We start from the raw sequence: 12,321 nt of genomic DNA on the forward strand, positions 1-12,321 counted from the left end.
CATAATAGTAAACGGAAAAGAGGTGGAAAAACGTCATGAAAGCGGATCTGCGCACGCTGGATCTTAACCTGCTGAAAACGCTGGATACCCTGCTGGACGAACGCAGCGTCACCCGCGCGGCGGCGCGTCTTGCCCTGACTCAGCCCGCCGTAAGCGGCATGCTCAATCGCCTGCGGGATTACTTCGACGATCCGCTCTTCATCCGCGCCCCGCATGGGATGGTGCCAACCACGCGCGCCGAAGCGTTAGCCGCTCCGGTGAAGCGCATTCTCGCTGATATCGACGTGCTGCTGCAGCCCGTGGCTTTTGACCCGATCACCGCAACGCTCACCTTCACCCTCGCCGCGACCGATTACGCCCTGCGCGCGGTGGTGGTGCCGTTTATCGCCGCCCTTAAGGTGCAGGCGCCTGGCATTCGCGTGCGCGTGGTGCCCGTGGAATCGGGTCGCCTGGTCAGCCAGCTTGAACGGGGCAACGTTGACGTGGCGCTGATCACCCCGCATACCACGCCAGATGAGCTTCACAGCCGGGCACTTTATGATGAACGGTACGTTTGCATGATGCGCGCCGACCACCCGGATGCCGGAAAGCCCATGACGCTAGACCGGTTTTGCGCCCTGGAGCATATGCTGGTCTCTTACGAGGGCGACGGTTTTCGCGGCGTAACGGATGGCGCGCTGGAGAAGACTGGCCGAACGCGGCACGTAGGATTATCGGTGAGTAACTTTTTAGTCCTGCCGGACATGCTGGCCCTCAGCGATATGATTGCCGTTGTGCCATCACGCATAGCGGAAAACCAGGCGGGGATGTTTGTCTGCGAGACGCCAGTTCCCGTGCCTGGCTTTACCAAAAGCATGGCCTGGCACGGCAGAACGCACCGCAATCCCGCGCAGGCGTGGCTGCGCGGGCTGTTGCTGGAGACCAGTCAGCGAGCCTGAAGCCCCTTCAGCAGCGCCTCGTGGAAGCGGGCAGGATCCTGCATCTGCGGCGCGTGGCCCATGTCGCTAAATTCCACCAGCGTCGCGTGTGGAATACGTTTTGCCGTCTCTTTCCCCAATACCGCATAGTTTCCCAGCGTCTTGCGGATTTCCGGCGGGGCGAGGTCTTTCCCGATGGCAGTGTTGTCCTTCGTACCGATCATCAATAATACCGGCATCTTTAACTCACTAAATTCATAGATAACCGGCTGGGTGTAAATCATGTCGTAGAGCAGCGCCGAGTTCCAGGCCACGCGCGTCTTACCCGGCCCGTTGTTAAGCCCGGCGAGCATAGTCACCCAGCGCTCGTATTCCGGCTTCCACTCCCCGGCGTAGTAGGTATTTTTCTCGTACTGTCGAATGCCGTCGGCGCTGACGTTCAGCTCGCGCTGGTACCACTGGTCAACCGTAATGTGCGGCACGCCGCGCGCTTTCCAGTCCTCCAGACCTATCGGGTTCACCATCACCAGTTTTTCAACCTGCCGCGGCCACATCAGCGCGTAGCGGGTCGCCAGCATGCCGCCGGTCGAGTGGCCGATGACCGTCACGCGATCGACGCCGAGCGATTTGAGCAGCGCGTGGGTGTTATCCGCCAGCTGCTGGAAGGTGTACTGATACCGCTCCGGCTTGGTGGATTTGCAGAAGCCGATCTGGTCGGGAGCAATAACACGATACCCGCTGGCTGAAAGCGCGCGGATCGTGTCGTCCCAGGTGCCGGCGCAGAAGTTTTTGCCGTGCATCAACACCACGGTGCGGCCGTTGGGCTTTTCCGGCTTCACGTCCAGGTAAGCCATATCCAGAGATTGATTTTGCGAGGTAAAGGTAAAGTGTTTTACCGGCCAGCCGTAGTCAAAACCTTCCAGCTTCTCGCCGTAGGTGGGGGCATCCGCGGCCATTGCGGGGGAGGCCAGCGCCATCAGCAGCGCGAGGCAGGACAATCGTCGGGTCAACATGCAAGCTCTCCGTTAGCAAAAGGGGCTAAGGCTGCACGAAAGGCGGCAGCAAAAAACACTGTAGAGCATACGGAGGAGCGGGTGTGTAAAGCGGGGTAAAGGTAAGCGTGAGGGAAATAAAAAAGCCCGGCGGTCAGCCGGGCAAAGAAGTCACCTGCACACTCAGGCTGCTTTCAATTTCTGCTTCTGCGCACGATTCTCGCGGCGAATTTTACGTTCTTCCAGCACCGCGACCGTCGCCATCAGGACGATACAGCCGATGGCTGCCGCATCCAGCGCCGCGAAGGTGCCCGCCCAGCCGGTGAGGCCGAAAATTGGCGTGCCGTCGGCGATCATCCCCAGACCCAGCTTGGCGAAGCTATCGCCGATCAGGTAGGCGAAGGTGCCCTTAATCCCATCGGCGGCGCCGATCGCTTTTTTCGGGACGAAGCCCACTGCCGCCACGCCGATCAGTAATTGCGGACCAAACACCAGGAAGCCGAGCGCGAACAGGGACGCCAGATAAACGTACTGGTTGCTGGCATGCTGGTACACGCCGAGGGTGGCGATAATCAGCGCCAGCGCGACGCAGGCTACCAGCGCGCGACGGCCGTTGGCGAGGTCAGAGAGCCAGCCCCACAGCAGCGTGCCGACCAGCGCGCCCACTTCGAACAGGGTGAAGCCCTGAATCGCCACTTCTTTAGAGAGCTTCAGCTCCTGGAAGGCATACACGGTCGACCACTGATCGATGCCGATACGCACCACGTAAAGGAAGATGTTCGAGAAGCACAGCAGCCAGATCACTTTGTTTTTCAGCACGTACTCAACAAAGATCTGCCATTTGGACATCTCGTTTTCTTCGGTCTCTTTGTCCTCTTCGCTGATCTCCTCACCGAACAGCTCTTCGGCTTTGCCGAGGCCGTAGGATTCCGGGGAGTCGCTGCCGTAGCGCAGGCCGATAAAGCCGACAATCAGGGCGATAATCGACGGGAAGATAAACATGCCGATCACGTGGCCGTCGAACAGGTAGTTTGCGCCAAACAGCGCCACGCCAGCCGCACCCGCCCCGCCGAGGTTGTGGGAGATGTTCCACATGCCGAGGTAGGAACCACGCTTGCGGCGCGGGGTCCATTTGGTGATGGTGGAGTAGCTGCACGACCCGCCGGTGCTCTGGAAGAAACCGCTCAGGGCGTAGAAGGCGATCATCATGAACAGGCTGACGGAACCCGCGCCCATGCTGGCGCTGAAGCCGAGCATACAGATGGCGGAGAGGATCAGCATAAACGGCAGGAACTGCTTGGTGTTTTTGCCGTCCGCGTAGTAGGAAACGACGGTTTTCCCCACGCCGTAGGTGATGGAGAAGCCCAGGCCAATCATCCCCAGTTGCGTCATGCTCAGCCCGTAGGTGGAGATCATGTCGTTCTGCGCGATGTTAAAGTTTTTGCGGATCAGGTACATGGTCAGGTAGCCGATGAAGACCACCAGATAAGACTGCATGAACGGTTTGAACCACATCTTGCGCCGCACGTCGAGCGGCAGATCCAGGGTCGGCTTGCGCACCTGATTTAAGAAGGCCAGCATGACTGAGTTACTCCTGAGCTGATTTTTGCAGCATTGTAAAAATCAGCCGGGAGAGATGCCTGAGACAGCGTCCAGGTAAAACCGGGAAAATTTCCTAGTTTTGCGCCATTCGGGGTGAAAAGGTGAGGCGCATCACGCTTCGTTCACCTCGCGCGGAGACTGGGCGTTCAAAAACGGCAGCAGCAGCAGGGCGGAAATCCCCGCCGCGATGGCGATCACCGCGAAGAACCCGCTCCAGTGCCAGACGTCGATCACCCGTGCCAGCGGCCAGCCGGAGAGCGACGCGCCGAGGTAGGCAAACAGCCCGACAAAGCCCGTCGCCGCGCCAGCCGCCTCTTTGTGGGAACACTCCGCCGCCGCCATGCCGATCAGCATCTGCGGGCCAAATACGAAGAAGCCGATGGTGAAGAAGCACGCCGCCTGCATCACGTAGCTGGCGAACGGCATCAGCCACAGCGAGCCGACGGAGAGCAAAATCCCGGCGGCAAAAATCAGGTTCATTGGGCCACGGTTGCCGTTGAACAGCTTATCCGACCCCCAACCCGCCACCAGCGCGCCGATAAACCCGCCCAGCTCGAACATCGTCACCGCCGAGTTGGCGGTCACCAGGTCCACGCCGAGCGTCTCGGACATGTACAAATTGCCCCAGTCGTTGATGGCCGCGCGCACCACGTAGACCAGCACGTAGCAGAGCGACAGCAGCCAGATGTACGGGTTCTTCAGCACGTACTTAGTGAGGATCTCCCTGCGGGTCAGCCCCGCGCCTTCCTGCTGCTGGGCAATCTCCATCTCGTCGTGCCGCCAGTCGCCCACCGGCGGCAGGCCGACGGTTTGCGGCCTGTCGCGCAGGCGCCAGCAGAGGAACAGCCCGGCGACAATCGCGAGGCCACCGGCAATCATCATCCCCGCGCGCCAGCCGTAGTGCAGCGCTGCGGCTCCCACCACCATCGGGATCAGTGCCCCGCCGACGTTATGCGCGGTATTCCAGATTGCCCACCAGCCGCCGCGCTCGTTGCGCGAATACCAGGCGGTGAGCAGGCGGGCGCAGACCGGCGCGCCCCAGCCCTGGAAAAAGGCGTTCAGCGCCCACAGCAGGGCAAAGGCCCAAAGCGACGTCGAGAAGCCAAACAGAATGTTCACCACGCCGGTGGCGATCAGCCCAACGCCCATGAAATAGCGCGCGTTGGAGCGGTCGCTGACGATGCCGGAGACGAACTTCGACAGGCCGTAGGTGATGTAAAACAGCGTCGCCAGCAGGCCGATATCGGTGCGGGTCATCACGCCGCTGGCGAGGATTTCCGGCGCGGCGGCGTTGAAGCTTTTGCGGGTGAAGTAGAACAGCGCGTAGCCGAGCCAGATGGTAATCAGGATATGGCGACGCCAGTAGCGGTAGCGGGCGTCGATTTCCGCTTTATCGCCTATCGGCGCGGCGTTCACGGGGGTTTTAAACATGGTGGCTCCTTAGCGGCAGGCTGACGCTGACGCGCGTCCCGTGGGTGCAGGAGATGCTCAGCGTGCCGCCCAACGCCTTCACGCGCTCGCGCATGCCCGCCAGGCCAAAGCCCTGATGGCCGGAACCCGGCGGCAGGCCGCAGCCGTCGTCTTCAATCACCAGCTTGAGGCTGTCGTCCTGCTGCCAGCCCTGGATCGTGACCGCGCTGGCGCTGGCGTGTTTGACGATATTGTTCAGCCCTTCCTGACAGACGCGAAACAGCGTCACGCGCTGGCCTTCGCTCAGCGCAGGCTCGTTAATGCGCCAGTCGAGATGGCTAACAATGCCGCGGCTTTCCAGCTCCATCTCACGCATCAGGGAACGCACCGCCTGCTCAAGCGACAGGTCGTCGAGCTGGCGCGGGCGCAGCCGTCCTAACAGGCGGCGAACGGAGTCATAGACGCCCAGCGAAAGCTGTTCGATATGCGCCCCGCCCTGCTTAACGCCCGCGTTTTCTGCCGCCAGACGCTGGACAATGCCCGCCTGGGTGCGGATGGCGGTGATGGTCTGGCCGATATCGTCGTGCAGCTCGCGGGCGACCTCCTGCCGCACGCTCTCTTCCGTCTCCAGCAGGCGCTCCGCCAGACGACGGTTGCGCGCCAGTTCGGTCTGCAGGGACTGGTTCAGCTCGCGCAGGCGCTGAATGCCCGCGCCGAGCAGCAGCCCGGTCAGGCTCTGGGCCAGCAGGGACAGCAGTAAATCCACAGGATGATCGTGCCAGGTCTGGCTGGCGATCAGCGCGATGGCGTTCATCAGCGTGGCGATCAGCGCCCCCTGCCAGCCGTAGTGCCAGGCCAGAGCGATAATCGGCAGCGCCAGACAAAACGGCGTGAAGCGTGAAAGCTCTGCGGGCAGGCCAAGCTGTAGCCACAGGCTCACCACAAACAGCAGCAGATACCAGATGAGGTGCCGGGCGCGCCAGTTCACCGGTTGGGAAACCAGCGCCGGGCCGAGCGGCTGCCAGACGGTGCTGGTGAGGTAGTGCCAGATCACGAGGCAGGTCGGGGCCAGCGTCAGACCGCCTGTGAGGGTCAGCAGCAGGGCGTTGAGCATCTCCTTCTCGCCGACCCACGGAAGCGACTGCAGCAGCGCGGCGGCAATCAGCGCCGCCCCCTGACGCAGCAGCGTGCGCCAGTCGCGCTGGTGACGGTAGCGGGAAATCAGCGCAACCGGGAGAAGCGTGAGCAGGCTTCCGGTCATCAATAAGGGTAAGTGCGCCAGGGCCACTTCCTGCGCCAGCCAGACCAGCATCAGCCATTCAGCACCGAGCAAAACGGGCCAGTAGCCGCGCGGGCACTGGAGCATTAGCCCCAGACGCAGGCCGAAGGGAAACAGCAGTACAGCCAGCTCCGGGCGTTCCACCAGGTGCAGGCTGATGCTCCACAGGCAGAACCAGGCGGCGGAGAAGATAAAAAAGCTGGCGACAACGGCGATCAGCCGTGAAAAAGCGGAACTCATTGCCAGCTGTCGAACATGCGGCGCGCCAGCTCGACGTCGTTGCTGACGTTGAGTTTTTCCATCAGGTTGGCGCGGTGAACGTGCACGGTTTTCGGGGACAGTTCCAGCTCGGCGGCAATTTCTTTTACCGACATTCCCTGCGCGAGTTTTTCCGCAACCTGGCGTTCGCGCTTGGTGAGCGGGTCCTGACGTCCGGCCGCCAGCTTGATGGCGATATCCGGCGTTAAATAGCAGCCGCCGGTGGAAACAGTGCGGACGGCGGCGATCAGCTCGTCCGGGCTACAGCGTTTAGAGAGGAAACCGCGCGCGCCCGCGTTGAGCGCCTGCTCGACCAGCGCCGGGCTGTCGTGGACCGACAGCATAATCGTCGACATCCCTTTCGGCAGTTGGCTTAGCAACTCCAGCCCGGAGAGATCCGGCATCGAGATGTCGCAGATACAGACCTGCACCCCGCGCCCCGGCAGGCCCGCCAGCGCCTCACGACCGGAACCAAACTCGGCCACGACCTGAAAATCCGGTTCGAGGTTCAGAAGCTGGGCAAAGCCGGAGCGGACGATAAGGTGGTCGTCGATGAGAGCGATGGTGGTCATGGTTTGATCCTGATGCGTGAACACGCCGGATGGCGGCGTAAACGCCTTATCCGGCCTACGTGTAAAGTCCTTGTAGGCCGGATAAGCGCAGCGCCATCCGGCAAAAGCCTCTTACCTTAAGTGATTTACTCAAAAAACACCGCAATTTTGTTAAACATGGTGGGATCGGACTGATTGCGCGCCACTTTGGTGACATCTTCCAGCTTGTCGATCTGCGCCATCATCTGCTCCAGACGCTGATCGTCATTGACCAGTAGCCAGATGCGGCTGTGCTCGCTGCCCTGAATCGGCAGACAGAGAATGCCTTCCACGTTAAACGCCCGACGGGCAAACAGCCCACAAACGTGCGTCATGACGCCAGGGTGGTTGCGGACGGTGAGTTCCAGAATGACGTTATCATGTTGTTTCTGCATGGTTTATTCTCCCACCATCTCAGTATTTGCCGCTCCCGGCGGCACCATCGGATACACTTTTTGTTCAGGGTCGATACGCACGTGGATCAGCGCCGGGCCGGGGCGAGAAATCGCCGCCTGCAGCGCCGCGTGGGCATCCTCTTCGGCGTTCAGATCGCAGGTGTGCAGGCCAAAGCCGGCGGCAATCTGCATAAAGTTAATCATCCCCGGATAGGTCGCCGCAAACACGCCCTGCTTGTAGAACAGGCTCTGCTGCTGGTGCACCAGCCCCAGCGCCTCGTTGTTCATCAGGATAATTTTCACGTCTAACTGGTTTTCGGCCGCAGTCGCCATCTCCTGAATGTTCATCATCAGGCTGCCGTCGCCGGAGAAGCAGATGACCTTGCGGTCCGGATTGGCGAGCGCCGCGCCCACGGCTGCGGGCAGGCCAAAGCCCATGGTGCCCAGACCGCCGGAGGTCAGCCACTGGCGCGGACGGTTCAGCGGGTAGGCCTGGGCTGTCCACATCTGGTGCTGACCCACGTCGGTGGTGATAATCGCGCTGTCGTCCACGCAGGCGGCCACGGCGTTGATCAGCCCGTAGTGGCTCAGCGGGTCGCCTTCGGTTGGGATGGCGCCCGGGAACTCGCGCTGCAGATCGGCCACCAGCTGACGCCAGTCGGCGCGGTCGGTTGCCGCGGTTTGCGGAATCAGCTGCGCCAGCACTTCAGCCACGTCGCCCTGAATCGCCACGTGCGGCTGCTTGATTTTACCCAGCTCGGCGCGGTCGATATCCACGTGAATGATCTTCGCGTTTGGGCAGAACTGCTCGGTTTTGCCAATCGCCCGGTCATCAAAACGTGCGCCCATAACGATCAGCAAATCAGCCTCTTGCAGGATGTAGTTAGTGCTGCGCGCGCCGTGCATGCCCAGCATGCCTAATGACAATGGGTGCGCTTTTGGCAGCATGCCCAGCGCCATCAGGGTCATGGTGGTCGGCAGGTTGGCTTTCTCTGCAAACTGGCGGATTTCATCCGCGGCGTTGATAGCCCCGCCGCCCAGATAGAGCACCGGACGCTTGGCGGCGTTAATCATGGCGGCGGCATCGCGCACGCTCTCAGCGCTGAATTCCGGCGCAGGAGCACGGTCGCCCGGCTCCGGCAGAACGTCGATCTCGATCTCTGCGGTCTGGACATCCTTAGGAATGTCTATCCACACCGGGCCCGGGCGGCCAGACTGCGCAATGCGGAACGCATCGCTGATAACCTGAGGCAGCTCGCTGATATCGCGAACTAAATAGTTATGTTTGGTGATGGGGATAGAGATGCCGTAGGTATCCACTTCCTGGAACGCATCGGTGCCGATCATCGAGGACGGTACCTGGCCGGTAATGCAGATCAGCGGAATGGAGTCGAGGCGCGCGTCGGCGATGGCGGTCACCAGGTTGGTTGCGCCCGGGCCGCTGCAGGCCATGCAGACCGCCGGTTTGCCCTGCGTACGCGCCATGCCCTGAGCGATAAAGCCTGCCCCCTGCTCGTGACGCGCCAGCACGTGGCGGATCTGCGTGCTTTGGCTCAACGCATCGTACAGCGGCAGCACCGTGCCGCCCGGGATACCCGCAACGGTAGTGATGCCCTGTCGTTCCAGCAGATGAACGATCAGCTGCGCGCCGGTGAAACGCGTCTTCGTGGATGTTGTGCCCGAAATTGCCATGCTCCAGTCCTTTTCTTCTGGGCCGACTTTCCGGGGAGGCTCTTAAACGAAAAACCCCACCCGGTTTGCGCCGGCGGGGTTTTGGATTCGTGTGTTGATCCAGTCCCTACGGCGCATTGCCGACGACCACCACCACACGCACGACGACCACTGCGGCTGGTTGCGCAGTTTTTAGTAGGGTCGAAGTGAAGATGGATGAAGTCATTGGGGACCTGTGTTTGGAATCATTGATTGAATTTATACAAACACAGGTTTTCGGGCATGACAATGGAAATATTTTCATCTGAGTAAAAATGCGTCAGGGATCACGTTTCGTTTGTTGAGTGATAACTCTCAAAAAGTCGGTTTTTACTCACTCAATAAAAAGCGCAGGTGATACCCCAAACCTCGCTGCCAGCTTTTTAATATGGTTCAGAGTAAGCTGTCTCTGACCATTCAGAACCCGTGAAACCATCGATTTACTGCCAATTTCATCCTGAAAATCCGATATCGTCAGGTTGTACTGATCCATCAAGGTTCTTAAAACCGCAATACCGACGGGAACGGACTCCATCTCCTTGCGTAATGCGACTATCTCCGGCCGACTGGCTTCGTAACGGCTAATCCTGGCGCACACAATATCCAGCAAGGGGCTATCGGGCTCGTTCATAAGAAGATACTCAACCAGCTCAAGCGCATCCTTATAATCTTTCTCGCTCGGCTGTTCACCCAGTAAAGGAACGGCCGCAACAAGGGCATGCGTAGCTTTCATTGCATCAGCGACGATCATCATTTCTTCCCCTTAGTGCGATGTTTCTCCGTAAAACGGTCATATTCCTTATGAGTAAAAACATGGCGCACATAAAACTTTTGGCTTTCAAAGAATATGAGAGCCACTACTCTGAGATTGTTGTTTGCAATATCAATAACATAATGCTTATCCAGATACTTAAAGTTATCCAGCGTCGGAAACAGTTTTTTCAGCGCAGCAGGTGTTGGGCAATGGCTCTTTTCGATGGTGCGACCCAAAAAAAGGAGTTCTTCCTTGTGCTGCGGAAACTGGGTTACCGCATCCAAAATAGCTTTCATAGAGATTAAATGCATACTGCATGCCTGCCGCGTCCGTTGCCATTATGGCATCCATTGCCAATAAGTCAACAGACATCTTTTTTGAGCAGACCAGAAAACAAAAAACCCCGCCTAAGCGAGGTTTTTATCAGGTTTTTGCGGTTGGTCGCCGCAGAACACACTGTGTTACGTCAACGCAAAAAGTATACGCGATCGAAGAGGAACGCGCAATTCCGGCACGGATTTTGACGTTTTTGAGTATGGATCGCCTTCCAAATTTTGTCCATAAAATACTGTTCATGCATACAGTATTTATCTATACTGAGGGTGTTCGCAGTGAGCGAGGGGGCCGCAGTTCTACCGGCGCAACGAAGTCCTGGCTGAAACGGGTGGTGCCGTCAGTGCCTTAACCCCCTGAAGTGAGCACACTGTGTTACGTCAATCCAGGTGCTGGCAACAGGCGGCGGAAAGGTACGCCAGCATCGTGCTCCTTTTAACCAAAAGGAGACGCGTATGAGCGTAGTGGATATGGTGATACTTATCCTCAAACTCATTGTTGCAGTACTGCAACTGCTTGATGCTGTCCTGAAATTCCTTCGGTAATTCAGGTTCAAGTCGCACCTGAGAGGGGCGGGCAACCGCCCCTCTTTAATAACGAGGGAATGCTATGTCGCGTCTGTTAATTGAGCCTGTCACACCGGATGAGCCGGGATATATTGCCCTGAAGGCGGAAAGTATCGCATTGAATTTCAACATGCTGCGCAGGCTGGAAGAGAACTGGCAGCGCGGTGAGAACCGCTTTAACGCACCGGGTGAAAAGCTGCTGGGTGCGTTTCTTAACGGTAAGCTGGTCGGCGTATGCGGCCTCAACCGCGATCCGTTCAGCCAGCAGCCGCGCGCCGGGCGTATTCGCCATCTCTACGTCAGCGAGAAGTGTCGCGGGCTGGGCATTGGCAAACAGCTGTTGACCGTGGTCATGGCCGATGCCAGCATCTGGTTTGATTTCCTGAATACCCATGCGCCGGACAGTGCCTGCGGGTTTTATAATCGGGCGGGTTTTACGATGGTCTCAGACGAACCGCGGGTGACGCACCGCCTTTTTTGTGCGGTGTAACCGGCTGGCAGCATCAGGATGTGAATGTTACAGTTGAGTGACAATTCATCACCCGATACGCCATGACCCTCACCGTATTCTGCATTTTGCTCTTCGCCGCGCTGCTGCATGCCAGCTGGAACGCCATCGTTAAGGCCGGAACGGACAAGCTCTATTCCGCAATAAGCGTCAGCGGCTCCGCCACGGTTATCGCTCTGGTCTTACTGCCGTTTTCTCCACAGCCATCTGCTGCGAGCTGGCCGTTTTTGATTGTCTCCTGTGCCTTACAGGTTGTGTACACCGTGCTGGTCGCGAAGACCTATCAGGTCTCTGACATGAGCCAGACCTATCCGCTGATGCGCGGCACCGCCCCGCTGCTGGTGGCGCTGATCAGCGTGCTGGCGCTCGGCGATAGCCTCTCATGGCTCGCCTGGTCCGGCATTGGCGTGATCTGCCTGTCGATTCTCATTATGGCGATGCATGGCCGTATGCAGTCACGCAAAGGGATCTGGCTCGCGCTGCTGAACGCCTGTTTCATCGCAGGCTATACGCTGGTGGACGGCACCGGCGTGCGGTTATCGGACACCGCGCTGGGCTATACGCTGTGGACCTTCTTTATGAACGGCTTCTGCCTGCTGAGCTGGGCAATGGTGGCACGTCGGCGCGAGGCGTCCGGCTACCTGCGCCTGCACTGGAAAAAGGGATTGCTCGGCGGCGTTGGTACCATGGGATCTTACGGTCTGGCGCTTTGGGCAATGACGCAGGCCCCGCTGGCAGTGGTCGCGGCGCTGCGTGAAACCTCAATTCTCTTTGGGGCACTGATCGCATTTGTCCTTTTAAAAGAGAAGGTTGCGGGTTTGCGCATCGTGGCGGCGCTGGGTATTGCCGGCGGTGCTATTCTGCTGCGCCTGGCGTAAATCACTGGCAACATTAGTTGCCGTTCTTGTTTACAAATCCTGCCTTCCCCATTTTTTTCATTCACCACGACAATGCTTAAATTGTCATCTCTCTGTGGTAGATTCCTCGCGCATTTATGGGAATGCGCA

The 12,321-nt window shown here is 59.0% G+C and carries 15 protein-coding genes; 5 read left to right on the top strand and 10 right to left on the bottom strand.

The window, feature by feature from the left end; genetic code table 11:
• Positions 1-35: 35 nt before the first annotated feature.
• The gene (locus HV355_RS11695) at positions 36-938 is read left to right on the top strand and encodes a LysR family transcriptional regulator (RefSeq protein ID WP_182401987.1); all 903 of its coding nucleotides are present in this window, start codon (positions 36-38) and stop codon (positions 936-938) included.
• On the opposite strand, the gene HV355_RS11700 is transcribed toward HV355_RS11695, so the two are convergent.
• From HV355_RS11700 to HV355_RS11745, 10 genes are all read right to left on the bottom strand, one after another.
• Complete coding sequence (locus HV355_RS11700; protein WP_182401989.1) at positions 926-1,930, bottom strand: alpha/beta hydrolase; 1,005 nt, start codon at positions 1,928-1,930, stop codon at positions 926-928. The two genes, HV355_RS11695 and HV355_RS11700, sit on opposite strands and share 13 nt — an antisense overlap.
• A 162-nt stretch (positions 1,931-2,092) precedes the next feature.
• The gene (gene uhpT, locus HV355_RS11705; protein ID WP_182401991.1) at positions 2,093-3,490 is read right to left on the bottom strand and encodes a hexose-6-phosphate:phosphate antiporter; all 1,398 of its coding nucleotides are present in this window, start codon (positions 3,488-3,490) and stop codon (positions 2,093-2,095) included.
• 132 nt (positions 3,491-3,622) lie between these two features.
• Entirely contained in the window at positions 3,623-4,942 is a 1,320-nt protein-coding gene (locus HV355_RS11710; protein WP_182401993.1) for an MFS transporter, read from the bottom strand.
• Positions 4,935-6,440: a signal transduction histidine-protein kinase/phosphatase UhpB gene (gene uhpB, locus HV355_RS11715; protein WP_182401995.1), complete on the bottom strand. Its 1,506-nt coding sequence runs from the start codon at positions 6,438-6,440 to the stop codon at positions 4,935-4,937. The genes HV355_RS11710 and uhpB overlap by 8 nt, the downstream gene beginning before the upstream one ends.
• A complete protein-coding gene (gene uhpA, locus HV355_RS11720; RefSeq protein WP_108417255.1) occupies positions 6,437-7,030 on the bottom strand; it encodes a transcriptional regulator UhpA in 594 nt (197 codons plus the stop codon). The genes uhpB and uhpA overlap by 4 nt, the downstream gene beginning before the upstream one ends.
• A 125-nt stretch (positions 7,031-7,155) precedes the next feature.
• Complete coding sequence (gene ilvN, locus HV355_RS11725; protein ID WP_010426528.1) at positions 7,156-7,443, bottom strand: acetolactate synthase small subunit; 288 nt, start codon at positions 7,441-7,443, stop codon at positions 7,156-7,158.
• A gap of 3 nt (positions 7,444-7,446) precedes the next feature.
• On the bottom strand, positions 7,447-9,135 hold the full coding sequence (ilvB, locus tag HV355_RS11730; RefSeq protein ID WP_182401997.1) for an acetolactate synthase large subunit: 1,689 nt from the start codon (positions 9,133-9,135) through the stop codon (positions 7,447-7,449).
• A 106-nt stretch (positions 9,136-9,241) separates the two neighbouring features.
• Positions 9,242-9,340 (bottom strand): ilvB operon leader peptide IvbL, encoded by a 99-nt coding sequence (ivbL, locus tag HV355_RS11735; protein WP_057979964.1) that lies wholly within the window; start codon positions 9,338-9,340, stop codon positions 9,242-9,244.
• A gap of 147 nt (positions 9,341-9,487) precedes the next feature.
• A complete protein-coding gene (locus HV355_RS11740; protein WP_152537873.1) occupies positions 9,488-9,907 on the bottom strand; it encodes a helix-turn-helix domain-containing protein in 420 nt (139 codons plus the stop codon).
• The gene (locus HV355_RS11745) at positions 9,904-10,218 is read right to left on the bottom strand and encodes a type II toxin-antitoxin system HigB family toxin (protein ID WP_032662028.1); all 315 of its coding nucleotides are present in this window, start codon (positions 10,216-10,218) and stop codon (positions 9,904-9,906) included. Before HV355_RS11745 ends, HV355_RS11740 begins: the two co-directional genes overlap by 4 nt.
• A 29-nt stretch (positions 10,219-10,247) precedes the next feature.
• Between HV355_RS11745 and HV355_RS11750 the strand changes: the two genes are divergently transcribed.
• The 4 genes from HV355_RS11750 to HV355_RS11765 all read left to right on the top strand — a co-directional run bounded on the left by HV355_RS11750 (position 10,248) and on the right by HV355_RS11765 (position 12,192).
• Positions 10,248-10,592, top strand: a complete 345-nt coding sequence (locus HV355_RS11750; RefSeq protein WP_182402150.1) for a hypothetical protein — start codon at positions 10,248-10,250, stop codon at positions 10,590-10,592.
• A gap of 103 nt (positions 10,593-10,695) precedes the next feature.
• Entirely contained in the window at positions 10,696-10,785 is a 90-nt protein-coding gene (gene tisB / locus HV355_RS11755) for a type I toxin-antitoxin system toxin TisB (RefSeq protein ID WP_023309830.1), read from the top strand.
• A 64-nt stretch (positions 10,786-10,849) separates the two neighbouring features.
• Complete coding sequence (locus tag HV355_RS11760) at positions 10,850-11,296, top strand: GNAT family N-acetyltransferase (RefSeq protein ID WP_010426532.1); 447 nt, start codon at positions 10,850-10,852, stop codon at positions 11,294-11,296.
• 62 nt (positions 11,297-11,358) lie between these two features.
• Positions 11,359-12,192, top strand: coding sequence for an EamA family transporter (locus tag HV355_RS11765; RefSeq protein WP_182401999.1), 834 nt, complete (start codon positions 11,359-11,361; stop codon positions 12,190-12,192).
• Positions 12,193-12,321: the final 129 nt, after the last annotated feature.

Source organism: Enterobacter sp. RHBSTW-01064, from assembly GCF_014103035.1.
Taxonomy (GTDB): Bacteria; Pseudomonadota; Gammaproteobacteria; order Enterobacterales; family Enterobacteriaceae; genus Enterobacter; species Enterobacter mori.

Coding starts and splice junctions, on each gene's coding strand:
- HV355_RS11695 (WP_182401987.1), top strand. CDS start 36: ATGAAAGCGGATCTGCGCACGCTGGATCTTAACCTGCTGAAAACGCTG.
- HV355_RS11700 (WP_182401989.1), bottom strand. CDS start 1,930: ATGTTGACCCGACGATTGTCCTGCCTCGCGCTGCTGATGGCGCTGGCC.
- uhpT (WP_182401991.1), bottom strand. CDS start 3,490: ATGCTGGCCTTCTTAAATCAGGTGCGCAAGCCGACCCTGGATCTGCCG.
- HV355_RS11710 (WP_182401993.1), bottom strand. CDS start 4,942: ATGTTTAAAACCCCCGTGAACGCCGCGCCGATAGGCGATAAAGCGGAA.
- uhpB (WP_182401995.1), bottom strand. CDS start 6,440: ATGAGTTCCGCTTTTTCACGGCTGATCGCCGTTGTCGCCAGCTTTTTT.
- uhpA (WP_108417255.1), bottom strand. CDS start 7,030: ATGACCACCATCGCTCTCATCGACGACCACCTTATCGTCCGCTCCGGC.
- ilvN (WP_010426528.1), bottom strand. CDS start 7,443: ATGCAGAAACAACATGATAACGTCATTCTGGAACTCACCGTCCGCAAC.
- ilvB (WP_182401997.1), bottom strand. CDS start 9,135: ATGGCAATTTCGGGCACAACATCCACGAAGACGCGTTTCACCGGCGCG.
- ivbL (WP_057979964.1), bottom strand. CDS start 9,340: ATGACTTCATCCATCTTCACTTCGACCCTACTAAAAACTGCGCAACCA.
- HV355_RS11740 (WP_152537873.1), bottom strand. CDS start 9,907: ATGATGATCGTCGCTGATGCAATGAAAGCTACGCATGCCCTTGTTGCG.
- HV355_RS11745 (WP_032662028.1), bottom strand. CDS start 10,218: ATGCATTTAATCTCTATGAAAGCTATTTTGGATGCGGTAACCCAGTTT.
- HV355_RS11750 (WP_182402150.1), top strand. CDS start 10,248: ATGGCATCCATTGCCAATAAGTCAACAGACATCTTTTTTGAGCAGACC.
- tisB (WP_023309830.1), top strand. CDS start 10,696: ATGAGCGTAGTGGATATGGTGATACTTATCCTCAAACTCATTGTTGCA.
- HV355_RS11760 (WP_010426532.1), top strand. CDS start 10,850: ATGTCGCGTCTGTTAATTGAGCCTGTCACACCGGATGAGCCGGGATAT.
- HV355_RS11765 (WP_182401999.1), top strand. CDS start 11,359: ATGACCCTCACCGTATTCTGCATTTTGCTCTTCGCCGCGCTGCTGCAT.